Genomic DNA, 23328 nt, shown 5'->3' on the forward strand with positions numbered 1-23328 from the left:
GCAATGGACATGCTGTGGAACGGCTGGGGCGACCCGGCCAGGGCGACGCCACTGCCCGACACGGTGACCGGGCTGCTGCGCGAGCTGCTCGGCGTGCAGCCCCGCGAGGCGGCCGCCGTACCGCTGGAAGAGATCGACGTGCCCGCCTCGCCGCTGGACGAGGTCGCCCGCCGTGCGCTGGAGGACGCCGTCGGCGGCCCCGGACACGTGCGTACGGACGCCGAGGCCCGCATCCGGCACACCCGCGGCAAGTCCACCCCCGACCTGCTGCGGATGCGGGCCGGCGACACCGCAGACACGCCGGCCGCCGTCGTCCTCCCGGCCGCCCACGAAGAGGTGCTCGCCGTACTGGAGGCGTGCGCCGCGCACGGTCTGGCGCTGGTCCCCTTCGGCGGCGGCACCTCCGTCGTCGGCGGCCTCGCCCCCACCCGGCGCGGCGGCTTCGTCGCCCTCGACCTGCGCCGCATGAACCGCCTGCTCGACCTCGACGAGACCTCCCGCACCGCCACCCTGCAACCGGGTCTGCGCGCACCCGAGGCCGAGGCGCTCCTCGCCGAGCGGGGCTACACGCTCGGCCACTTCCCCCAGTCCTACGAGTGGGCCACCATCGGCGGCTTCGCCGCGACCCGCTCCAGCGGCCAGGCCTCCGCCGGCTACGGACGCTTCGACGAGATGGTGCTGGGTCTCACGCTCGCCACCCCCGCGGGCACCCTCGACACCGGCCGCGCCCCGCGCTCGGCGGCCGGCCCCGACCTGCGCCAGCTCGTCATGGGCTCGGAGGGCGCCTTCGGCGTCATCACCTCGGTCACCGTGCGGGTGCGGCCCGTGCCGCGGGTCCGCCGCTACGAGGGCTGGCGCTTCACCTCCTTCGAGGAGGGTGCCGCAGCCCTGCGCCGCCTCGCCCAGGACGGACCGCGCCCCACGGTGCTGCGGCTGTCCGACGAGACCGAGACGCTGATCGGCCTCGCCCAGCCCGACGCCATCGGCGCCTCCCTCGCCCGGCAGGACGCCGGGTGCCTGGCGGTCGTCGGCTTCGAGGGCACGGAGGAGGACACCACGCACCGCCGCGCGGGGGCCGCCGACGTGCTGCGCGCCTGCGGCGGCGTCCTCGTCGGCACCGAACCGGGGGAGCGCTGGGCCCACGGCCGCTACTCGGCCCCGTACCTGCGCGACTCCCTGCTCGAGGCGGGGGCGCTCGCCGAGACCCTGGAGACGGCGACCTACTGGTCCCGCGTCCCCGCGCTGTACGCCGCCGTCCGCGACGCGCTCACCGGCGCCCTCACCGGCGCCGGCACCCCGCCCCTGGTGATGTGCCACATCTCGCACGTCTACGAGAACGGTGCCTCGTTGTACTTCACCGTCGTCTCGGCGCAGGGGGACGACGCGGTGGCGCACTGGACACGGGCCAAGCACGCGGCCAACGAGGCGATCCTCGCCGCGGGCGGCACCATCACCCACCACCACGGGGTCGGCACCGACCACCGCGACTGGTACGCGCGGGAGGCGGGCGCCCTCGGGATCGAGGCGCTGCGGGCCGTCAAGCGGAGCCTGGACCCCGCCGGACTGCTCAGCCCCGGGGTGCTGCTGCCCGCGGACTGAGCCGGGGCCCGTCCCCGCCGCCCGGCCGTGGTCGGCGGGGGACCCGCACCGAGCCGTACGCCGTCGGCCCACGCCGCCGGCACCCCACCCACCGGGGCGCCCCCGCCCCGTGAGACAACAGTCCGGCACCACCCGTCAGCCCGGAGGCACGTAGATGCGACAGTTCACCGCCGTCGTCAACCCCACCGCGGGCGGCGCCACCTCGGCCGCCGCCCTGCTGGGGGTGGCCCGGCTGCTGCGGGAGGCGGGCGCGGGGCTGGAGACCGAGTACAGCCGCAGCCTCCCGCACGCACGGGAACTCGCCCGGCGGGCCGGGCAGCGGGGCCGGGTCGTGCTCGCCGTCGGCGGCGACGGCATGGCCGGCGGGATCGGCGGTGCCCTCAGCGGCACCGGGGCCCTGCTCGGACTGGTCCCGGCCGGCCGCGGCAACGACTTCGCCCGCGCCCTGGAACTGCCCACCGGGCCGTCCGAACTCGCCGCGCTCCTGCTGCGCGGCGAGCCCCGCTCCGTCGACACCATCGAGGTCACCTCGGCCGTCCACGACCGCACCGTCGTGCTCGGCAGCGTCTACGCCGGTGTCGACGCGCTCGCCAACCACCACGCCAACAACGCGCGTCTGCTGCGCGGCACGGCCTCCTACTACGCGGGCGCGCTGCGGGCCGTGGCCGGCTGGCGCGCGACGCGTTACCGGGTCACCGTCGACGGGGCGGAGCACGCGTTCACCGGCTACACGGTGGTGGCCGCCAACTCCGGCTACTACGGCTTCAACCGCCTGATCGCCCCCTCCGCCCGGGTGGACGACGGCCTGCTGGAGGTCGTGATGATCCACGAGGCGCCGCGACGGCTGTTCTTCACCCTCATGAACGAACTGGGGACGGGCACCCACGTCCGCAGGCCCCAGGTCCGGGTCCTGCGGGGCCGTGAAGTCCGTATCGAGGCCGACCGGTCCGTTCCCTACGGCGCCGACGGCGAGGTCGAGGCCGTTCTCCCCGTCACGGCCCGCGTACTGCCCGGCGCACTGCGGGTCCTGGCCCCTTAGCGGGAACGGAGCACGGCGCGTTGGCGTGGTGCGCGCGACGGCGGCGCGTCGGCGGCGTGGCGCGGTGGCGGTCCGGACCCGCGCGGCCGCCGTTCCCCCGCGCCTCCGGTCCCCGGCATGCCGACGGGCCGGCCGCCGACAGCGGCGACCGGCCCGTCGGGCGTACGCGCGGATCAGCCTCGCGGGGTGGTGAAGCGTTCCCACACCCGGTGGGAGCCCATCAGCTGCGTGACCTGCTCCAGGGCCGCGGTGCCGGAGTCGGCGACCACCACGCCGGGCGCGTCGGCGGGCACACCCGACGCGTCGAGCGCGGCCTCGCCGCCCGCCCAGACGCCGATCGCCTTGCCGTGGCGGAACGCCTCCGCCACCAGCAGGCTCACCCGCGGGTCGATCGTCCCCGGCACCGCGGGGGTCGGAGCCGCCTTGTAGTCCCGCGGGGTGTGGGCGTCGCCGCCCATGTCGGGCGTCCCGGCCAGCAGTACGGCGTCGAACTCGACGGACCGGGCGGTGACATAGCTGCGCTGCACGGTCAGCGCCCCGTCGCCCGAGCCGATGGTGCCGCCGGTCGGCGCCACGACCAGCGGCACCATCCCCGCGTTCAGCACCGCCTCCCGCACCGCCGTGACGCCCTCCAGATCGGCCCCGCCGGTCACGATGCCCACGACCCGGCCCTCGGTCGGCCAGACTCCGCCGACCTGGGACAGCGCCGGGCTGGGCTCGACGTCGGCCAGCGGCACGGTCGGCTGCGGGGCCGGCAGGCCGAGGCCCTCGGCGACGCCCGCGCACAGCTCGGGGTCGATGTTGGCCAGGACCTGGAGCGTCCGCTCCCTGATGGCCTGCTCGTAGCACTTGCCGAGCTCGAAGGTGTAGGCGCCGATGATGTGCTCGCGCTCCACCGGGCTCATGCTCAGCCAGAAGCGGCGGGGCTGGCTGAAGTGGTCGGCGAACGACTCCGGAGCCTCCCGCACCTTGGTCGCCTCCGGGATGCGGACCGGCGCCTCCATGAAGGCGCCCGCGTCGGCCCCGGCGGTGAACGGGCAGCCGCCGTCGAGCGAGTTGGGCCGGTAGGGCGCCACCCCGCGGTGCACGGCGGTCTGGTGCATGCCGTCGCGCAGCATGTCGTTGACCGGCGCCTGGGGCCGGTTGATGGGCAGCTGCGGGAAGTTGGGGCCGCCCAGGCGCGTGATCTGCGTGTCCAGGTACGAGAACAACCGCCCGGCGAGCAGCGGGTCGTCGGTGACGTCGATCCCGGGCACCAGGTGACCGACGTGGAAGGCGACCTGCTCGGTCTCGGCGAAGAAGTTCGACGGGTTGCGGTTGAGCGTCAGCAGCCCGATGGGCTGTACGGGCGCGAGCTCCTCGGGGACCAGGTTCGTCGGGTCCAGCAGGTCGATGCCCTCGAAGGTCTGGTCCGGGGTGTCCGGGAAGGTCTGGATGCCCAGCTCCCACTGCGGGTAGGCGCCCGCCTCGATGGCGTCGGCGAGGTCCCGGCGGTGGAAGTCCGGATCGACGCCGTTGATGAGCTGCGCCTCGTCCCACACCAGCGAGTGCACGCCCAGCTTGGGCTTCCAGTGGAACTTCACCAGCGTCGTGCCGCCCTCGGCGTTGACCAGCCGGAAGGTGTGGACGCCGAAGCCCTCCATCATCCGGTAGGAGCGCGGGATGCCGCGGTCGCCCATGAAGAAGATGGTGTGGTGGGTCGCCTCGGTGTGCAGGGAGACGAAGTCCCAGAAGGTGTCGTGCGCGCTCTGCGCCTGCGGGATCTCCCGGTCGGGGTGCGGCTTCGCGGCGTGCACCACGTCCGGGAATTTGATGGCGTCCTGGATGAAGAAGACCGGGATGTTGTTGCCGACCAGGTCGAAGACGCCCTCACTGGTGTAGAACTTCGTCGCGAAACCGCGGGTGTCCCGGACGGTGTCCGCCGACCCCCGCGAGCCGACCACCGTGGAGAACCGCACGAACACCGGCGTCTCCACGTCCGCGGCGAGGAACCCGGCCTTGGTCACGGAGGCCGCCGTGCCGTAGCTCTGGAAGACGCCGTGCGCACCCGCGCCGCGGGCGTGCACCACACGCTCCGGGATGCGCTCGTGGTCGAAGTGCATGATCTTCTCGCGCAGGTGGTGGTCCTGCAGCAGTACGGGCCCGCGCGGACCGGCCTTCAGCGAGTGGTCGGTGTCGTACAGCCTGGTGCCCTGAGCGTTCGTCAGGTAGGCCCCGGACTGCGCCACTCGGGCCTGGTCGGCTCCCGTGGGCTGGCCGGTCGGCGACACGGTGTCCGGGCCGCTCTGGTCCGGCTTCGGGGGAAGCGGCTCCCGCGGTTCGGTGGGTTCGGCGACGGGGGGCGACTGGGGCCCCGGCTTGCCGGGGATACCGTCCGCCGGCCCGCCACCCTCGCCCTGCAGGGTCTCGGTGACCTTGTGGGCTACCCGCTTGAGGGGGTTGGCCTCGCTCATCAGCCTTTTCTCCGTTCCGGGCGGACCGCTGCGCGCGGCCGCACACATTCGAGTACCGACTGCCGTGGTGGGCGGTGACCGCGTACCCAGCGAGCGCGACTCAAGGCATGGGCGCGAGGACCGGAGGGCGGTCGGCTCAGAGGACGGTCTCGCCGTCGTGGGTCCCGCCCTGACAGCGCTTCGTGAAGGTGCCCGTCCCCGACTCGTCGACCGAGACAATGATCACGCCGCCGCCCTGGACGCACTGGGTCGCCGTCACCTCGCTCGGAAGGCGCGCGACCCGAAGGGCGCCGGAATCGGCCTGGACGGCGCGCGCAGCGGCCCCGGCCGGAGCGGCGCACAGTACCGACAGGGTCAGGGCCGCGATCACGGACCAGGACGACTCGCGCATGGGACAGCTCCTTCTCACCGGTGCCGTACCAGCGTCACCGGGCGCCCTGGGGCGCGCCACCCCAGACGCCCGCACGGGCTAGGCCCCGGCCGGGGGTGCCGGTCGGGGCCCGATGCGCCCTGCGACGCCCCGACTCGGGGCCGGACGGGGACTAGCCCACCGTGTGCGTCACCCGCACCGGTCCGAACGAGACCCGGGTGCGCCCGCCACCGTCCGCCCAGAGGACCTCCACGCCGGCCCCGTCGGCGGTGACCTCCGTGACGGCCTCCGCCGCGGGAAGGGGCCCCGGCTCACCGCTGAGCGCTGCCACGCACGCGTGCAGGGAGGTGCCGCCCGCGTCGCCGGACAGCCGGGGCAGCTCGGCCCACGGCGCGTAGGCGGTGCCCTGCGGGGCGCGGACGGTCTCGGACCCGGGGTGCCAGCCGTGCAGGCCGTGCAGCGCCGACACCAGGGGCTCGTCGGGGCCGGTGGCCCATCCGGTCTGCGTGAGGCGGGCGCCGGGCGGAGCCCCGACCACCCGGTGCACCCGCAGCTCGTACGGTCCCCGCGCCACCGTCACGCTCTCCACCCGCAGGCCGGGCACCATCGGGGGGCCGCCGGCGAAGACCGGCCGGTGCCAGGAAGCCGCCCAGCCCCAGCCGTCTCCCTGCCCCGCCCCGAGCGGGTGGATGCGGCGGCGCACACTGCGTCGGCCGCCGACCTGGACCGACAGGTGGTTGTCCGCGACGTTCGCCGGCGCCGTGGGGCCCGTCCGGGTGGAGTAGGCCTGCCGCCCGTAGTGCGGGTCCTCCTCGGCGGCCGACTCGCCCTCGTGCGGCCGGACATGGTCGCTGCCGTGGTTGTGCAGCCGTACGATCCCGTCCTCGCGCGTCGACTGCACCAGCAACCCGGGCGCGGGCAGGGCCAGTACCCGGTCTGCCTCCTCCACCGGAGCGGCTTCCTCCGTGGCCGTCCACAGGGGATGACCGGCGGGGGCGAGGAGCGACACGAACGCCTTCGACGCCCAGTACGGGGAGGCCGGCCCGGAGTACGGCTGCAGGGTGGCCTCGTGAGGGCCGTGCCAGCCGAGGCTGAGCAGCCCGTCGTCGGTCAGCGCGTCCCGCTCCAGGAAGTACCGCAGACTGCCGCTGGCCAGCCGCCGGGAGGTGCCCGGCGTCAGTGGCGTGTGCCCGGTGACCGCACCCAGGCCCACGGCGGCGGAGGCGGCGAACCGGTACGTGAGCGAGCGGCCGAAGTGCAGCGGCGCGCCGTCCGCGCCGAACATCGCCGCGAAGCCGTCGAGGTGCGTGCGCAGCCGTTCCCCGTGACGGGAGGCGGCCTGACCGGTGTCGCCCGCGAGATGGGCGTCGAGCACCGGGTAGAGGTGCAGCGCCCAGCCGTTGTAGTGGTCGAAGGCGCGGCCGTCGCCGTCGGCGTACCAGCCCTCGCCCTGATACCAGCCCTCCATCAACTCCAGCGCCCGCTCCCGGGCCGCGGCCGTCTCGCCGTCGCCGCGGCCGACGGACTCCAGGAACCCGGCGACCGTGTACGGGAACAGGTACCAGTTGTTCGGCGCCGGAACGTGCCGCAGTGCCCCCCGCAGCCACTCCTCCACCCGGTCCTGTACCCCCGCGTCGAGGTGCTTCCACAGCCAGGGCGCGGTCAGCCGCAGCCCGAGTGCGACCGACGCCGACTCGACCATGGGCTGGCCCTGCACGTCGTGGTCGAGGATCAGCGGCCAGGACTCGGTGTCGTCGCGGCCGGGGGAGCGGGTGCCCGACGCCAGACCGCGCGCGTACCGCTCCAGCCAGCCGTGCGGGTCGTCGCCGTCGGCACCCGCGACGCGGAAGGCCGCCGCGAGGAACGTCCGGGCGAAGCCCTCCAGACCGTCGGAACGGGCTCCCGACCGCGAGGGCCTGCCCGGCAGGTCGAGCAGGGCGCACCCGGGGGTGCTCCAGCGCCAGGCCGCCCACAGGAGCCCGTCCGCCACGGCCTCCCAGTGGGCGCGGGTGTAACCGGTGTACGGGCTCAGCACCCGGTCGTCGGTGGGCAGTTCGAACGGGATGCTCATGCCAGGAACGCCAGCCTTTCGCGTCGTACGGGGTGGAGGAAACCGGCACCGGAGGCCCAGCGGGTCGTCTCGGCGAGCGCGAGGTCGGCCAGGCGGCGCCATTCGTTGCCCTCGGAGCCGGCCAGGTGCGGGGTGATCAGCGCGTTGTCGCAGTCCCACAGCGGATGGTCCGCCGGCAGCGCCTCGGGATCGGTGACGTCCAGCACCGCCCGGATCCGGCCCGCCCGGAGGGCGTCGGTGAGCGCGTCCTGGTCGACGACCGCCCCGCGCGAGGTGTTGATCAGCACCGCGTCGGCCGGCATCGCGTCGATCAGCGGGCGGCCGACCAGACCGCGGGTCGTGGGCAGCAGCGGGGTGTGCACGCTGACGGTGTCGCAGCGGCCGAACAGCTCGGGCAGCTCGACGCGTTCGACACCGAGTCCGGCGGCCTCCTCGTCACTCACGAACGGATCGTGCAGGAGGATCTCGAAGTCGTGCGGTCGCAGCAGTTCGACGACCCGGCGGCCGATCAGCGAGGCCGACAGGATGCCCACCGTGCGGCGGTGGTTGCCGACGCTGCGCGGGGTGCGCAGCCAGTTGCCGCGCGTCCGGGACATCCGGTAGTCGCGGGCGCGCTCGAACACCCGCTTGCCGGTGAGGAGGATCATGGCGAGGGTGTACTCGGCCACCGGCAGCGCGTTGGCGGCGGCGGCCGAGGAGACCTCGATCCCCCGCTCCCAGCACGCGTCGGTGACATGCCCGCGGACACTGCCCGCCGTGTGCACGACGGCCCGCAGCCGGGGCGCCGCCCGCAGCACGTCCGCGTCCAGCGGCGGACATCCCCAGCCGGTGATCAGCAGGTCGACGTCGGCCAGCACGGACCGGGCCCGCGGTGTGGACAGGTCGTCCAGCACCGGGAGCGGCGCGAGGTCGCAGACCCGGCGGAACGCGCCGAGGGACTGCGGGTCGAGGACGGCCGAGGCGGCGTCCGGGGACATGGCCACGGCGGCACGGGGCCGGGGTCCGCGGGCGGGGGAGTCCGGGACATGCGGGGTCACTTGACGGCTCCGGCGGTCAGGCCGCTGCGCCAGAAACGCTGGAGCAGCACGAAGGCGAGGATGAGCGGAAGGACGGCGAGCAGCGAACCCATGATCACCACGGGGTAGTACTCCGGCGACACGGAGGCCGCGCTGTTCCACTGGTAGAGCCCGAGGCTGACGGGATACAGGTCCTGGTCGGACAGCATCACCATGGGCAGGAAGAAGTTGTTCCAGATCGCGGTCAGCTGGAAGAGGAAGACGGTGACCAGACCGGGGCCGAGCATCCTGAGCGCCACCCGGGCGTACGTCGTCAGCTCGCCCGCGCCGTCCACGCGCGCCGCCTCCAGCACCTCGTCGGGCACATAGCCCCGCGCGAAGATCCGGCCGAGGTAGACGCCGAACGGGTTGAACAGCACCGGGATGAACACCGCCCAGAAGGTGTTGACCAGGCCGGCCTCGGACGCCATCAGGTACAGCGGCAGCGCGAGCACCGTCTGCGGCACCATGACGGCGGCCAGGACCAGGCCGAAGAGCTTCTCCTTGTGCCGGAAGCGGTACTTGTCGAAGGCGTAGCCGCAGGCCACGCTCACCAGGGCGCCGACCGCCGCGCCCACCACCGCGTACAGCAGGCTGTTGACGTACCAGCGGCCGTAGAGCCCGCCGTCCATGGCGAAGAGGTCCGTGAGATTCCGTCCGAAGGAGAAGTCGCTCATGGACAGCAGGTCGCTGCCGAACAGCGCGTCCCGGGTCTTGGTGGAGGCGAGCACCAGCCAGAGCACCGGCAGCAGCGTGTACAGGACGGAGATCGCGACGACCGCGTTGACCGTCGCCCGGCCCAGCAGTCCCGAGCGCGGCCGGGAGGTGTCGGTGGTGCTCATCGGGCCTCCTCGGCGTCGGCGCGGCTGGTGAAGCGGGTGACGCCGTAGGACAGGGCGATGGTGCAGACGAGCAGGACCACCGAGGCGGCCGCGGCGAGGCTGTAGTTGTTGCGGGTGAAGGCCGCGTCGTAGATGTACATGCTCGGCGAGAACCGGGAGTTGATCATCGGGGAGGACTGGCTGAGCAGCATCGGCTCGGTGAAGAGCTGGAGGGCCCAGATCAGGGTGAAGATCGACACCATGACGATGGAGGCCCGTACCAGCGGGGTCTTCACCTGGAGCGCCGTGCGCACGGGCCCCGCGCCGTCCACGACGGACGCCTCGATCACCTCGCGCGGCACGGCCTGGAGCGCCGCGTAGAAGACCACCATGTTGTAGCCGAGGTTGCTCCACAGGGCGATGTTGACGATGGACGGGATCACCGTGTGCACGCCCAGGAAGTCGATCGTGATGTCGCCCTGGGCGAAGAGTTCGATGATCGGGCTGATGCCCGGCGTGTACAGGTACAGCCAGATCAGCGCCGCGATGATGCCGGGCACCGCGTGCGGCAGGAACAGGCCGAGCTGGGCGAAGGCGCGCAGCCGGACCACGCCGGAGTCCAGCAGCAGGGCGAGGACGAGGGCGAGGGCGACCATCAGCGGGATGTAGAGCAGGCAGTACAGCGCGACCGTGCCGAGTCCGCCGAGGAAGGTCGGGTCGGTGAGGACGGCCGTGTAGGAGCGCAGCCCGACGAAGAGTGTGCGTTCGGGCCCGAATCCGAGGCCGGGCTGGTCGTCACTGAAGAAGCTGAGGTACACGGCCGTGCCGACGGGGATCAGGAAGACGGTGGCCAGCAGGACGAAGAAGGGCGTCATGAGGACGCCGCAGGCGGCCAGTTGCCGGCGCTTCGCCGCTCTTCGGGCGCGCAGCCCGGAGGCGGAGGGCGCCGGAACGGTGGCGTGGGACGCGCCGGCCGGCACCCGTGGGTGGGTGGTCGTGGTCATGGGGTGTCACCTGCCTTTCGTCGGCTCAGGTGCTGTGCTGGGTGGTGGACAGGCCGAGAGCCTCGAGGTCGGGCATGGTGCCCTCCTGGGCGGTGCGCAGGGACTCGACGAGGCTTCCCTGACCGCCGCCGACGCGGGCGAAGGAGTCCTGCATGACCTTCTGGGTCGCGCTCATCCGCGGACCCCACGTCCAGTTCTCGCCGATCTTCCCCGCCTCCCGCTCGAACAGCGTGTAGATGTCCTGCCCGCCGTAGTACGACCGGTCGAAGGCGTCGCGGCCCACGGAGACCAGGCCCGGAGCGGCCGGGTACTGGCTGCTGGTGCCGCTGGAGAGGCGGGCGCGCAGGGCGTCGGGGTGGGAGACCTGCCACTCGATGAACTCCATCGCGGCCTCCGGGTGGCGGCTGTCCTCGGTGACCGCGAAGGTCGAGCCGCCGTGCGTGCCGGCGGACGGGGCGCGGGTGTCCCACTGCGGCAGCGGCGCGATCCGCCACTGGCCCTTCTGGCCGGGGCGCGCGTTCATCTGCGCGCCCGCGTCCCAGGCGCCGCTGAGCCGGGTGAGGACGAGTCCGTTGCCGATCTGCGCGTCGGACTGCCTGCTCTCGACGGCGTTCATGAAGACGTCGTCCCGGTCGATGAGCCGCTGCCAGTACTCCGCGACCCGTCTGGACGGCGCGTCGGCGAGGGAGACGTTCCAGGCGCCCTTCGAGGTGTCGAACCACTGGGCGCCCGCCTGCCAGGCGTAGCAGGCGAACTGGGTCATCCCGTCGGTGGGGAACAGCACCAGCCGACGGTCGGGCGCCTTGCGGCGCACGGTCGCGGCCTGCTCGGCGAACTCGTCCCAGGTGCGCGCGGGCCGCAGTCCGTAGTGCTCGAACAGGTCGGCGCGGTAGTGCATGACCATGGGCTCGACGTCCAGCGGCACGCTGTACACCCGGCCCTGGAAGGTGGTCAGCCCGAGCGCCTGGGGGAGCAGACTGCGGCGCAGGCGGTCGCTGACCAGGTCGGTGAGGTCGCGGGCGACGCCGTCGATGGCGTACCCCGGCACCTGCGGATACTCGATGGTGGCGACGTCCGGCGCGTTGCCGGCCCGGGCGGCGTTGCTGAGCTTGGCGTAACCGCCCTGCCCACCGGAGGGGATCTGCTGGAACTCCACCTGGACGGTGCGGTGCGTGCGGTTGAAGGCGTCGACCACCTCCTGGCTGCCGCGCAGGGCGGACCAGAAGGTGATGCGCGTGGTGGTGCCCGTGCGGGCCGACGAGGCGCCGTTCCCCCCGCTGCAGGCGCTCACGGCGCCTGTCAGGGGTACGGCCGCCATCGCGGCGAGTACGGACCGACGGCTGGGTGGTCGTCCGGGCATGGCGCCTCCCGCGGCTCCTGCGGGTCCGCGGGGGTGCGGACACGGCTGTTCGGGACACGGGAATCCTGAACGCCCTGACTCAAACGGTCAATAGATCGATCAGAAGAAAATGAAACGCTCAAACGCTCATTCGGCCGGACCGGCCGTCGATCCCCGCACCCTCAGCCGCGGCAGCAGCTCCACCCGCCGGCCCGGCCTGGCCCCCGGCGCCTCCGTCAGCCGCTGGAGCAGCAGTTCGGCGGCCATGCGCCCGACCTCGGTCTTCGGCGGCGACACGGCCGTCAGCGGCGGCGAGCCCAGTCCGGCCACGACGTCGTCGTACGCCACGACCGAGCAGTCCTCCGGCACCCGTATCGCCTCCTCCGCCAGACGCTGGACGACCATCAACGCGTCCACGTCGCCGTGCAGCACCATGGCGGTCGCCCCGACCTTGCGCATCAGGGCGGGCAACTCGGCCGTCTCGTCCGCCGTGTAGGGCCCGTCGGCCCCGGCCTCCGGCGCGATGAGCGTCCAGGCCCACCGCTCCACCAGCGGATGCGCCCCGGCGATCTCGGTGAAGGCGGCGCGCAGCGAACGCGCGGTGGGGCTGTCGTGGCGCGTGGCGAACACGATGCGCCGGTGACCGAGCCCCACCAGGTGCTCCACGGCCAGATGCGCGCCGTACCAGTGGTCGGAGCACACCGAGTCCAGGGCGTGCAGGGCGCTGCCGCGCCACGGGCGGCGCTCCATCAGCACCGTCGGCACCGCGAGCGCGGCGAGCCACTCGTGGTCGGCCTCCTCCTCGGCCCGGCCGCGCCAGCGCGGGGCGATCAGCAGCCCGTCCGCACCCTCCGCCAGGGCCCGCTCCACCAGCGGCCGTTCGGCACCCGAGGCCTGCGGCGCGAGATGCAGGGCCAGGCGCAGCCCGGCCTCCTCCAGGACCGTGCGGGCGCCGTGCAGGGTCTCGTTCAGATACGAGTGCCGCACGGGCACCACCACGGCCACCCGGTCCCCGGCCGCCGCGCCTCCGCCGGCGGGCTCCTCCTCCGCGGGCACCGTCGAGCGGACGACGCCGTGCCCGCGGCGGAGCCTGCCCTCGCGCGTCAGTTCCTCCACGTCACGGCGCACGGTCACCACGGAGACCTGCAACTCCTCGGCGAGATCACGCACTCGCGCGGTGCCCCGCGCCCGCACCGCCGCCAGGATCCGCTGACGCCTGAGATCGACCGGCTCCCGCATCAGTCTCCCCACCCGAGAATGTTCGTTTGAGCGATTCGCCGTCATCATAGCGATCGCTCCTCTCAGACGCGGACCGGTCGGCGGCCCCCTAGGGCTCGGGGTCCGCCAGGAGGGTGCCCAGCGGACCCAGGTCGAGATTCAGGTCGCTGCGGCTCAGGCCGTGCTGCGCGCACAGGTCGTCCATGCGCTCGTCGAGCAGCATGAGCGCCGTGCCGAGCCGGTCCTCCTGGTCCGCGTCCAGGGTGCCCTCGTCGAAGCGGCGCACGGCCTGGCGCTCCATGAGCTGGCGCAGCAGCTCCACCACGGTGAGGACCAGGGCGGCCAGGTCGTTGGTGACCCGCTCGGGGTCCAGATCGAGGGCGTGGGCCCGGGGCGCCGTCACAGCGGCCCGCTGTCCGGCCAGGGGGCGGGCATCCGTTCGTTCACCGACGACAGCAGGGCGTGCAGCGAGATCCGCACCAGCGGCACGTCCGCGATGGCCAGGACCAGGTCCCCGCTCACCACGACACCGGTCGCCAGCACCCGGTCCAGGAGGTCGACCAGGGGCACGCCGACCGGTGCGTACGGCTCCGGGCCGCCCCAGGGCACGGGCGCCGGGCCAGGCGTACGGGGGTCCGGGCCGGTCATGCGCGGGCCTCCTGCTCCACGGGCGCCGGCTTCACGGGCGCCGGCTGTGCGGCCTCGTGCCGCACGGGCTGCGGTTCCGCGGGGTCCGGTTCCTCGTCCCAGCGGGCGAAGGAGTACGGGATCCACGGGCCCGACGCCTCGACCCGCACGTCGGCGTCCGGGCTGTCCGCGGTGAGTGCGGACAGGGCGCGGGTGAAGGCGGCGCTGTCCGCGTCCGCCACGAGGTAGGCCGCGTTGAGCAGTTGCGGGGCGCGGCGGCCCGTCAGCCGTTCGCTCTGCGGTCGGTGCCGGGTCGCGGCGACCGCGTACCGCCGCAGTTCCGCGTCCACCGCCTCCGCCGCCGCCCGGGCCTTCTCGTGCGCGTCCTCCCGGCCGCGCCGTCGCGCGCTGGCCCGGCTGAGGTAGGCACGGCCGCCCGCGGCACGGCCGGGGCGGGGGCCGGCGTCGGTACCCCTACCGGCCGGCGTGGCGGCGGGTGCCGCCTGCTCGGCGGCGTGCACCTTCACCGCCCACTCGGTACGGTCCCGGAGCCGGTCGAGCAGCGCGTCCAGGACCGCCCTCCGGGGGGCGAAGGCCTGCTGCGCGGTCCGGTCGCTCCGGTACAGCGTCGCCATCGGCAGCGGCACGACGGCGCGGCCCTGCCCGCCCGCGGCCTCCACGCCGCGGTGGTGGGCGCGGGCGCATCGCTCCAGATCACCGGGCCGGTTGAGCCGTTCCGCCAGCGCCTGCTCGTCGAACAGCGCGGCCGGCACGTCCTGGACGACCAGGCAGAGGCCGTCCGCGCGCAGGACGCGCAGCGGACCGCCCTCCTCGTGACCGGTCGTCGCGGCCAGCGCGGCGTCGTCCGGCGGGGTGCGGGTGACGGCGAAGACGCAGACGAGGGCCGGGGCGGCCGGCCTGACCGGGACCGTGCTCACCGGGCGGCCCCCACCGTCTCCTCGGGCGCGCCCGCGAGTGAGCCCTGCGAGGCCCGCGAACCTTCCGAGTCCTCCAGCGATTCCTCCAGGGCGTCGAGCCGGGCCCGCAACCGCGCGTTCTCCTCGGCGAGCGCGTCCCGCGCGGCCCGGGACGACAGCGCCGGATCGGTCTCCCACCAGTCGATGCCCGCCTTCTTGGCGGTGTCCACCGAGGCGATGAACAGCCGCAGCCGGATGGTGAGCAACTCGATGTCCAGGAGGTCGATCTTGATGTCGCCCGCGATGACGATGCCCTTGTCCAGGACGCGTTCGAGCAGGTCGGCGAGGTTGCCGGTGACGGGCGCGTAGGGCTGGGCGTCCGGGCCCGCGAAGCGGTGGTCGAGGTCGGTCACTGCGTGCTCCCCGGGTGGTCAGCGACGCCGGCGGCGGGAGCGTTCGTCGTCCTCGTGGGAGTCGTCCCCATCGTCGTCCTGGTACGCGTCGTCTTCGTCCTCTTCGGCCTCTTCTGCCTCTTCGTCGTACTCACCTTCGCCGTCGTCCTCACGCTCGTCGTCGTCGTACTCGGTGCCGTCTTCGGCGTCGGCGTCCTCGTCGGCGTCGTTCTCGGCGTTCTCCTCCTCCAGCGCCTCCTCGTGGCTCCTGACGACCTCGCCGTCGCGGATCTCGCCGCGCCAGCCCTCCACCTCCTCGTCGCCCAGAAGGGTCACGTGCCGGGCGAAGTGCTTCAGGTCCAGCCGCAGCCGGCGTCCCTGGGCGCGCCAGAGGTTGCCGGTCTTCTCGAAGAAGCCCGCCGGGTAGTACTCCACGACCAGCACGATCCGGGTCAGCCGGGGCGCCAGTTCGTGGAAGGTGACCGAACCCCGGGTACTGCCCTTGGCGCCCTCGGAGGTCCAGACGATCCGTTGGTCGGGGACCTGCTCCTGGACGGTCGCCTTCCAGCTCCGGCTCGACGGGCCCACCTTGACGTTCCAGTCCGACGTCACCTCGTCCCGCGCGCTGACGCTGCGGACGCCCTTGGTGAAGCCGCTGAACTCCTGGAGCTGGGTCCAGTGGTCGTAGACGGTGCGCAGGGGGACGCCGATGTCGACGGTCTCCATGATGTGCGTCGCCTTGACGCTACCGCCGCTCGCCTTGCTCCGGGCCTTGCCGTTGCCGTTGCCGTCGCCATCGCCATCGCTGCTGCCGTTGCCTCCGGAACCGCGGTCGCCCGCGGACTCGGTGAGGCGCTCGGTCAGCCCTCCGATCCGTTTCCCGGCCCTGCCCACGAGGCTGTGCCCCGAGGCGGCGAGATAGCCGCCGAGAGCGTCCTTGAGGTCACCGAGGGGGGACGCTCCACGGTTCTCCTGCCGCTCTGGAGTCATCCGCGCACACCTCCGCGCCTGCCGCCCGAGGCCGTCTTCTTCGCGGCCGCGCCCTTCTTCGGCGGCACGCTCTTCTTCGCCGGAGCGGCCTTCTTGGCGGTCTTCTTCGCAGGGGACTTCTTCGCGGGCGGGGCGGGCTTGCGCGGCGGAGCCTTCTCGGCCGTCCGGCGGGACGCCCCCGCGGCGGGGCGCCGGTCCTCCTCGCGCTCCTCCTCGTCGAAGTAGGCGTCCTCGTCCGCGGCGTCCTCCTGGTCGTCGCGGTCGTCGCCGTCCTCGGCGTCGCGGTCGTCGTACTCGTCGTCGTCCGCGTACTCGTCGTACTCGTCGTACGCGTCGGATCCGTCGTCCCGAGGGCCCGCGCCGGTGAGTGCGTCGGTACGGTCGCGGAGTGTGTCCGCGAGGCCGGTGAGCCCGCGGTTCGCCGCGGCGGTGACGGCAGCGCGTCCGGCGGTCAGCAGCTCGCCTCGCACCTGGTCCGTCAGTTCCCGCAACTGCGGCGATTCTTGGAGGCCGGACAGGCCCTGGGAGAGGACCTGGCCGGGGGACAGACCGATCCGCCGGGCCGCGAGGTAGGAGCCGACCACGAGGGCCAACCCGGCCTTCCTCCGGCGGCCCAGGAGATATCCGCCCGCCACGGCCGCCACCGTGGCCGCCGCCTTGCTGTCGCTCATACGTGCCTTCTCTGCGGTCGATCCACGGTGCCGGTGCGGCCGGTGGGCCGGGCCGTGCGTTCGAGGAGGGTGAGCAGTCGCTCCTCCTCCCGCTCGAATGCCGCCTCGTCGATGGCGCCCTCGTCCAGGGCGCGGTTGAGGGCGGCCAGCCGCGTCTGCACGACGCGCGGGTCATGGGCCTGGCGCCGGGCCTCCTGAAGCAGGTGGTCGGCGATCCACGCCGTGCCCCGCACCGGCGCGAGGGGCAGCAGGAGGAGACCGCTCACGATGCCCACGTCGTCACCGTCCGGACCGTTCGGGGCTGGGGTCGACGAAGCTGTAGCAGGGGAGGGGCCCGGTCAGGCTGATCGCCAGCCGGTCCCCGCAGGCGCGTGCCAGCTCGTCCACCGCCTGCCGGAACCGCCTCTCGTCGGCGGAGCGCAGCAGGAACGACGCGCTGAGCACCTGCTCGTCGTCGGTCGGTCCCCGCACCGTGCGTACGGCGAGCGGGGTCAGGCGGTCGAGTACGTCACCCGCCGCGCGCCGGGCCTCGCGGCGCACACCGCGGGCGAGCGCCTCGCCCAGCCGGACGTTGCCCTCGTAGTCCGGGCGCCGCCGGGTGCGCAGCGCCAGGGCCCGCAGGCCCTCGTCCCGGCGCACGAGATCGGCGAAGTGGCCGGGCACGACCGTTCCCTTGACGTTGAGTTCGACGCACCCCCGGACGTCCTCCAACTGGCGCTTCAAGTGGTCCGCGTCGGCGCGCAGCTGGGACGCCAGCGCGTCCGGCCGGGGGCTGAGGACCGCGAACCGCATGGGCAGCAGCGGCCCCTGTGCCGCCAGCTCGTCGAGCACGGCCTGATGGGCCATCAGGTCGCGGCGCCGGGGCCGGAGCCGTGCGGGCGCGGACGACACGGCCGCGCACAGGCCGGACTCGGTCAGCAGCCGTACGGGGGCACCGTCGACCCCGGGGGAGCGGGGGGTGCTGACTCCGGCGGGCGTGATCCCGTAGACGTACAGCGCCTTGAGGGCAGTGGCGGTGGCAGTGGCGTCGGCGGTGGTGGCGTCGGCGCCGGTGGTGGGCGCGGTGGTGTCGGGGGCACTGGTGGTGGGGGCGGTCATTCGTCCTCCGTCTCCGTGCGTCGGCGGGGGCGGCTGCGCGGGCGGTCGTCCTCCGTGCGGGGGCGTGCGGCCGGGCGGCTACGGGGCCGCTGCGGAGCACGGCCGCGTTCCGCGCGCTCGCGGGGGCGGGCTTCCTCCTCCGCCGACTCCTCCTCCTCCTCGGGGGTGAGGATGTCGCGCACCTTGTCGGTGAGGGAGCGCGCCGTGTGTTTGGCGCCCGCTCTGCCTATGGTCTTGGCGACCGGACTGCCGAACATCTCGGGAACCGTCTTGGAGCGCACGTCGTGCTCCAGGTCCAGGCGGTTGCACGCCTCCGCGAAACGCAGGTACGTGTCGACGCTCGCGACCACGATGCGGGCGTCCACCTTGAGGATCTCGATCCCGACCAGGGAGACGCGTACGAAGACGTCGATCACCATGCCGCGGTCGAGGATGAGTTCGAGGACGTCGTAGAGGGTTCCGGCGCGGGGCGCGCAGACGACCTCGTCGTCGTAGGTGATCATGCGGTGGTCCTTCCGGGGGCGGGCCTCACGGCCCGGTCACTGGTCCTGGGCACCGCGCCGGTAGCGGGCGACCCTGCGGTACTGGAGCAGGTCGCCCGCCGAGTCCAGCTCGACCTCGTAGGTGGCGAGCAGGCTGGTGGTGTCGGGGATGCGCGCCACCTCCAGCACGTCCACCCTGACGATCCAGCCGTCGTCGTCGCTCCTGCACACCGCGGAGACTCCCTCCAGGCGGTGCCGGATCAGCTCGCCCAGGGCGTCAGCGGCGTGCTGGGCGGCGTCCCGAGCGCCCCGCACGGCACGCTCGCGCGTGGTCGTGGAAGTCGTGCCGCGCCGTCGCTCGCCAGGTTCTGTCATGCTGCCCACTCTGGCCGCGGGACCGGCTCCGCGCGTGCGCAGTTACCCCATCCGGGGGCCGCGAGCCGTATCGCCGGTGGGTGACGGGTGACGGGTGACGGGTGACGGGTGACGGGTGACGGGTGACGGCCGGGGGCGGGTCACGAGGGACGTGCGACGGCCGCGGGAGCCGTTACGGGAAACGAGTGACGCCCGGTGGAGCCGGTTACGGGGGACGAGCGACCGGGTGTCGGAGGTCAGGTGCCCGGCGTGGTGGCCGGGCGCCGGCAGTGCAGGAAGAGGTGCGGCTCCGGCTGCGCGTCCGGGTGGGCCGGGGTGAACATCGACGCGTCCTGTGCCAGGACGGCCAGGCCGGCCTCCTCGGCCACGGCGGTGAAGCCCTGCGCGGTGAAACTGGAGACACGCACCGGCTGGCCCATGAAGGCGGCGTCGACGTCCTCCACGTCCAGCGGCACGGTGGCCAGGACCATGTGGCCGCTCGGCTTCAGCGCGCGCACCAGGTACCGGACGAGGTCCGCCTGCTCCCGCCGGTCCAGCTGGAGCAGCGAGAAGTACACGCACACCGCGTCGAACGAAGCGTCCCCGAGCGGAACGTCACGGATGTCGGCGCACCGGAAGGAGGCGGCGGGCACCTGCCGCGTCGCCAGTTCCACCATGACGGGGGAGACGTCGACGCCGAGCACGTCGTGCCCGGCGTTCGCGAGCGTCTCGGCGGTGGGCCGGCCCGTCCCGCTGCCCACGTCCAGCACCCGGCTGCCCGGCGTAAGCCGCCCCAGCAGCCACTCCAGTGAGCGCCGGTGCGTCTTCGAGGTGGCGAAGGCCTTCTCGTAGTCGGCGCCCAGCGCGTCGAACGCGGCGGCGGCCGGTGGCCGTTGCTGGTCGTCGGTCACGACGCTCCCTTCGGTGGGATGTTCCGGTGCCGCGGGCATCGTTCCACCGCGAGCGAGCCGCCGACAAGGGGACCAACGGGCTGTTCTACCGCTGGTCGGGGCGCCCGTCGGCGTCCGGCGCCGTCCCCGGCTCGGCCATCCGACGGTGCACGGCGGCCTTGACGCGGTCCGGCAGAACCTTGTCCGCCACGCCCTGGGCCTTGGTCTTCGCCGAGCCGGTCACCAGCTTCCCGCGGCCCTTCATGACGGCGTCGTAGGCCTGCCGGGCGACCTCGGCGGGGTCGTCCTTGTCCATGGTGCCGACCTTGGTGTCCTCCATCCCGGCCCGCCGGAAGAAGTCCGTCTCCGTAGGGCCCGGCATGAAGGAGGTGACCGTGACGCCGGTGTCCGTGACCTCCTCCTGGAGCGCCTGGGCGAAGGACTGCACGAAGGACTTCGACGCGTTGTACACGGACTGGAAGGAGCCCGGCATCGTCGAGGCGACCGACGAGGTGAACATCAGGCGCCCCACACCGCGCGCCACCATGTCCCGCAGCAGCGGCTTGGCGAGCCGTACGGTCGACGTCACGTTGAGGTCGATGACGGACTGGTCGTCGGCCGGGTCGGTGTCGACGAAGGCACCGCCCTGCCCCACTCCCGCGTTGAGCGCCGCCACGTCCACGGTGAGCCCGGTGAGGGCGGCGACCAGCCGGTCCACGCCCTCGGCGGTCCTCAGGTCCGCGCGCACGGCCCGCACCTCGGCGCCGGTCTCCCGCAGCCGCCGGGCGGCGTGCTCCAGCCGTTCGTCCTCGGCGTTGACCACGAGGTCGTGACCCTGCTCCGCGAACAGCCTGGCGAGTTCGTACCCGATTCCGCTGGACGCCCCGGTGACCAGGGCGAGCGGCCTGTTGCCGGCCATGATGTCTCCTCCGTTCAGCGCAGTGCCGTCCCGGCCGTTGCGGCGACGAGGCCTCTGGTCAGTGGCATCCGGGACTCCCTCGGTGTGGGCGCCGGCGCGCGGGCGGGCAGGCGAGCACCGGGTTCCCCGAACCCGGGGGCCTAACGAACCGCCGACCGAGAGGCGGCGGGGTCCGGCGAGGACGACCCCGTCACCGCGTCCGCCGCCATGGCGGCAGGGAGGGCAGGGAAGCCGGAGGGCAGGCGGGCCAGCCCATGGGCACGGCCCGGTCCGGGCGACTGGGCGTTGCTCGCTCAATGGTATGGCGGCGTCCTGGACTTCGGTGGTTCGCGCATCGGCGGTGACGTCTTCTGGACGGTCGCGAGGAAGGACGTGCAGGCGCGGTGCTTCGACCAGGTGACCGTCCTGGGGTGCTTCGAGGGCCCGTGAGTCGATGTCCTATTCCGGCTGATGCTCATCGCAGGAACGCAGGTCGCGGCCTCGTCCGCTGTGCCGATACCAGAGACGGACTCAACGTCTTCTGAGAATTCCCGGCACGTCTGAACGCTCCGGTCCCCGGCTCCGTATGGAGTCGGGGACATCTCATGTCCGAGTCCGTCACGACACTGGAGCACGTCTTGGGACACAACAGGCGCAGACGCCCGACCGGGGCGCGCCGCGCGACCTTCGGAGCATGCGCGCTGATACTGGGGGGCGGCGGCCTGGTGGCCGTGAACGTGTTCGCCTCCGCGACCGAAGCGGGCGACCCCGCGGTACCCCTGGGGAGTTCCGGAGTGGCGGCCACCGTCGACTGCCCCGACCTGAGCGAACGGCTCACCGCGGTCGAGGAACAGGCGAGGCCGGACGTCGACACGGAACTGTCCCGGCTGGACGAGCAGATCGCCACCTCCTACCTGCGGCTCCAGGAAGCCGCGCGCACCGCGGACGACGGCAAGCTCGACGAAGGCGCCCTCCTCGACCCGTTGAAGCGGGAGCGGGCCGCGACGATCGAACGCATCGTCGCCGCCGTCGACAAGGCCGGAGCCCGCCCGGAGGGCCTGGAAGCCCTGGCCCAGTGCACGCTGCGCCGCACCGAGATCGCGACACCGGACGCGGGGAACGGCGGGAGTGAGAGTCCCGGAAAGGGCGGGGACACCGGGGCCGCCACGGACGCCGGGGACGGCGGCGGTGCCGGCGAGGACGAGGCGAGAGGAGACGGGCAGCAGCAGCCCGGCAACGGCGGGCAGGCGGGCAACGGGCCGGTGGCCGCGGACTACGCCGACATCAAGTCGGTCCAGCCCGGCGGCGCCGAGGCGGCACGCCAGAAGAACGCCTCGCGCGGCTCCTTCGCCACCAGCTGCGGTGTCAACGCGGAGGGCCTCTTCAACTCGGACAACATCATCGCGGCCCCCGGCGTCAGCAACGGCGCGCACCACTTCCACGACTACGTCGGTAATCAGGGCAACGACGCCTTCGCCAGCGACGAGGACCTGGCCGCCGCCGAGACGAGCTGCGCGGACCAGGGCGACAGGTCCTCGTACTACTGGCCCGTGCTGCGGCTGCAGAACGGCACCGTCGAACAGGACGCCGAGTCGCCCGGCGGCGGCATCGAGGGCAACGCCGGCGAGATCGTGACGCCCGCCGAGGTCACCCTGACCTTCCAGGGCAACGAGCGGGGCGAGGTCACGGAGATGCCGCGACTGCTGCGCATCATCACCGGTGACGCGAAGGCGTTCGTCAACGGCAACACCAACGCCAACGCCTCGTGGAGCTGCACCGGCTTCGAGGACCGACAGCTCAAGGACAAGTACCCGCTCTGCCCGTCCGGCAGCGACGTGGTGCGCACCTTCACGTTCCAGAGCTGCTGGGACGGCCGCAACATCGACAGCGCCAACCACCGCACCCACGTGGCCTTCGCCGCCGCCGACGGCAGCTGCCCGAACGGGTTCCGGCCCATCCCGCGGCTGGTCCAGCGCGTGGTCTACGACGTCGACGCGCCCAGCCTCCAGGACGGAGGGAAGACCGTCCCGCTCTTCGCCGTGGACTCCTTCCCCGAGCAGCTGCACAAGCCGGTGACGGACCACAGCGACTTCGTCAACGTCTTCGACGAGGATCTGATGCGGGAGATGGTCGACTGCATCAACAGCGGCCGTGAGTGCGGTCCGGACACGCCCCCGGGGGCGGAGCCCGGCGAGGGGGAGGGTCCCCAGGAGCAGCCCACCGGTACCCCTGACGCCTCGCAGCCCCCGGCCGAGCAGACCCCCACGGCCTCGGCACCCGCGGATGCCGGCCAGGGCGGGCAGAACGACGGAAAGGACGAGGGGAACGACGAGGGGAACAACGAGGGGGACGACACGGGCCAGCAGGACGGCGGGCGGAACGACACCGACAAGCCCGAACCCCCCGCCCAGGACCAGAACCAAAGTCAGGGTCAGGATCAGAACCAGGACCAGGACCAGGACCAGGATCAGAACCAGGACCAGGACCAGGGTCAGGACCAGAACCAGAACCAGGGCCAGGGCCAGGGCCAGGGCCAGGACATAGACCCGAACCCCGGTGAGGCCCGCGACCCGAACAAGAACCAGACCCGCGACGACGCAGCTTCCCCCGGCACCGAACCCAGGGCCGCCACGACACCCGCCGACACCCCGGCGGACACCGGCAACGTGGCCGCACCGCAGGCGACGCAGGGTACGGGCGGCGGCGACGAGGCGGCCGGTTCGGCGACCGAACCGCAGGCGACCCAGGGTGGTCTCGCCGAGACGGGCTCCGGCCTCGGCCTGTGGCCGGCGGCCGTGGGAGGCGTTCTCTTCGCCGGTGGCTGCCTGCTGCTGGTCCGCTCCAGGAGGCGTTTCCAGTGACGGCGGCATGACCTGGTGACGACGGGCGGGCGGGGCGGCTCCCGCCCGCTCGTCGTGTCGCGCGCCTCCCGCCCGCCCGTCGTGTCGCGCGGCTCTCCGCCGATCGCAGCGAACACGCCACCTCCGAGCGGGAACTGGCGCATTCACACGGTTGCCATTCCGTTTGCCCGGGCGCAGCC

General features: G+C 73.3%; 24 protein-coding genes. 4 read left to right on the plus strand and 20 right to left on the minus strand.

Annotated features, from left to right (window positions below):
• Positions 1–3: 3 nt before the first annotated feature.
• A complete protein-coding gene (locus SAM23877_RS32640) occupies positions 4–1599 on the plus strand; it encodes an FAD-binding oxidoreductase (protein WP_053141062.1) in 1596 nt (531 codons plus the stop codon).
• A gap of 154 nt (positions 1600–1753) precedes the next feature.
• A complete protein-coding gene (locus SAM23877_RS32645) occupies positions 1754–2638 on the plus strand; it encodes a diacylglycerol kinase family protein (protein ID WP_053141064.1) in 885 nt (294 codons plus the stop codon).
• Positions 2639–2811: 173 nt separating this feature from the next.
• On the opposite strand, the gene SAM23877_RS32650 is transcribed toward SAM23877_RS32645, so the two are convergent.
• From SAM23877_RS32650 to SAM23877_RS32745, 20 genes are all read right to left on the minus strand, one after another.
• On the minus strand, positions 2812–5091 hold the full coding sequence (locus SAM23877_RS32650) for a catalase (RefSeq protein ID WP_053141066.1): 2280 nt from the start codon (positions 5089–5091) through the stop codon (positions 2812–2814).
• 136 nt (positions 5092–5227) lie between these two features.
• Positions 5228–5482: a hypothetical protein gene (locus SAM23877_RS32655; protein ID WP_053141068.1), complete on the minus strand. Its 255-nt coding sequence runs from the start codon at positions 5480–5482 to the stop codon at positions 5228–5230.
• Positions 5483–5633: 151 nt separating this feature from the next.
• The gene (locus tag SAM23877_RS32660) at positions 5634–7532 is read right to left on the minus strand and encodes a DUF2264 domain-containing protein (RefSeq protein ID WP_053141071.1); all 1899 of its coding nucleotides are present in this window, start codon (positions 7530–7532) and stop codon (positions 5634–5636) included.
• Complete coding sequence (locus SAM23877_RS32665) at positions 7529–8509, minus strand: hydroxyacid dehydrogenase (RefSeq protein ID WP_053143083.1); 981 nt, start codon at positions 8507–8509, stop codon at positions 7529–7531. The genes SAM23877_RS32660 and SAM23877_RS32665 overlap by 4 nt, the downstream gene beginning before the upstream one ends.
• A 56-nt stretch (positions 8510–8565) precedes the next feature.
• Positions 8566–9429, minus strand: a complete 864-nt coding sequence (locus SAM23877_RS32670; protein WP_053141073.1) for a carbohydrate ABC transporter permease — start codon at positions 9427–9429, stop codon at positions 8566–8568.
• Entirely contained in the window at positions 9426–10412 is a 987-nt protein-coding gene (locus SAM23877_RS32675) for a carbohydrate ABC transporter permease (protein WP_053141075.1), read from the minus strand. The genes SAM23877_RS32670 and SAM23877_RS32675 overlap by 4 nt, the downstream gene beginning before the upstream one ends.
• Positions 10413–10437: 25 nt before the next feature.
• The gene (locus SAM23877_RS32680) at positions 10438–11772 is read right to left on the minus strand and encodes an ABC transporter substrate-binding protein (protein ID WP_053141077.1); all 1335 of its coding nucleotides are present in this window, start codon (positions 11770–11772) and stop codon (positions 10438–10440) included.
• A 126-nt stretch (positions 11773–11898) separates the two neighbouring features.
• Positions 11899–12990: a substrate-binding domain-containing protein gene (locus tag SAM23877_RS32685; protein WP_053141080.1), complete on the minus strand. Its 1092-nt coding sequence runs from the start codon at positions 12988–12990 to the stop codon at positions 11899–11901.
• Between the two features lie 88 nt (positions 12991–13078).
• Entirely contained in the window at positions 13079–13372 is a 294-nt protein-coding gene (locus tag SAM23877_RS32690; protein WP_053141082.1) for a gas vesicle protein K, read from the minus strand.
• Positions 13369–13617: a gas vesicle protein gene (locus SAM23877_RS32695; RefSeq protein ID WP_244903037.1), complete on the minus strand. Its 249-nt coding sequence runs from the start codon at positions 13615–13617 to the stop codon at positions 13369–13371. Before SAM23877_RS32695 ends, SAM23877_RS32690 begins: the two co-directional genes overlap by 4 nt.
• Positions 13614–14534, minus strand: coding sequence for a GvpL/GvpF family gas vesicle protein (locus SAM23877_RS32700; protein WP_079030574.1), 921 nt, complete (start codon positions 14532–14534; stop codon positions 13614–13616). Before SAM23877_RS32700 ends, SAM23877_RS32695 begins: the two co-directional genes overlap by 4 nt.
• Positions 14531–14926, minus strand: coding sequence for a gas vesicle protein (locus tag SAM23877_RS32705; protein ID WP_053141084.1), 396 nt, complete (start codon positions 14924–14926; stop codon positions 14531–14533). The genes SAM23877_RS32700 and SAM23877_RS32705 overlap by 4 nt, the downstream gene beginning before the upstream one ends.
• A gap of 18 nt (positions 14927–14944) precedes the next feature.
• Positions 14945–15895, minus strand: coding sequence for an SRPBCC family protein (locus SAM23877_RS32710; RefSeq protein ID WP_053141086.1), 951 nt, complete (start codon positions 15893–15895; stop codon positions 14945–14947).
• Positions 15892–16566, minus strand: a complete 675-nt coding sequence (locus SAM23877_RS32715; protein WP_053141088.1) for a hypothetical protein — start codon at positions 16564–16566, stop codon at positions 15892–15894. Before SAM23877_RS32715 ends, SAM23877_RS32710 begins: the two co-directional genes overlap by 4 nt.
• Positions 16563–16841 (minus strand): gas vesicle protein GvpG, encoded by a 279-nt coding sequence (locus SAM23877_RS32720; protein WP_053141090.1) that lies wholly within the window; start codon positions 16839–16841, stop codon positions 16563–16565. The genes SAM23877_RS32715 and SAM23877_RS32720 overlap by 4 nt, the downstream gene beginning before the upstream one ends.
• A gap of 4 nt (positions 16842–16845) precedes the next feature.
• Entirely contained in the window at positions 16846–17664 is an 819-nt protein-coding gene (locus SAM23877_RS32725) for a GvpL/GvpF family gas vesicle protein (RefSeq protein ID WP_053141092.1), read from the minus strand.
• Positions 17661–18167 carry a gas vesicle structural protein GvpA gene (locus tag SAM23877_RS32730; protein WP_053141094.1) on the minus strand — a complete coding sequence of 169 codons (507 nt, stop codon included), beginning with the start codon at positions 18165–18167 and terminating at the stop codon, positions 17661–17663. Before SAM23877_RS32730 ends, SAM23877_RS32725 begins: the two co-directional genes overlap by 4 nt.
• A 36-nt stretch (positions 18168–18203) precedes the next feature.
• On the minus strand, positions 18204–18521 hold the full coding sequence (locus SAM23877_RS32735; protein WP_053141097.1) for a gas vesicle protein GvpO: 318 nt from the start codon (positions 18519–18521) through the stop codon (positions 18204–18206).
• A gap of 236 nt (positions 18522–18757) precedes the next feature.
• Positions 18758–19450: a class I SAM-dependent methyltransferase gene (locus SAM23877_RS32740; RefSeq protein WP_053141099.1), complete on the minus strand. Its 693-nt coding sequence runs from the start codon at positions 19448–19450 to the stop codon at positions 18758–18760.
• Between the two features lie 46 nt (positions 19451–19496).
• On the minus strand, positions 19497–20309 hold the full coding sequence (locus tag SAM23877_RS32745; RefSeq protein ID WP_053141101.1) for an SDR family NAD(P)-dependent oxidoreductase: 813 nt from the start codon (positions 20307–20309) through the stop codon (positions 19497–19499).
• A 285-nt stretch (positions 20310–20594) separates the two neighbouring features.
• Here SAM23877_RS32745 and SAM23877_RS39770 point away from each other — a divergent pair, with 285 nt between their 5' ends.
• On the plus strand, positions 20595–20738 hold the full coding sequence (locus SAM23877_RS39770; RefSeq protein WP_158520040.1) for a hypothetical protein: 144 nt from the start codon (positions 20595–20597) through the stop codon (positions 20736–20738).
• A 275-nt stretch (positions 20739–21013) separates the two neighbouring features.
• Positions 21014–23149, plus strand: a complete 2136-nt coding sequence (locus SAM23877_RS32755) for a DUF1996 domain-containing protein (RefSeq protein WP_053143088.1) — start codon at positions 21014–21016, stop codon at positions 23147–23149.
• Positions 23150–23328: the final 179 nt, after the last annotated feature.

The sequence above is a fragment of the Streptomyces ambofaciens ATCC 23877 genome, assembly GCF_001267885.1.
In the GTDB taxonomy this organism is placed as follows: domain Bacteria; phylum Actinomycetota; class Actinomycetes; order Streptomycetales; family Streptomycetaceae; genus Streptomyces; species Streptomyces ambofaciens.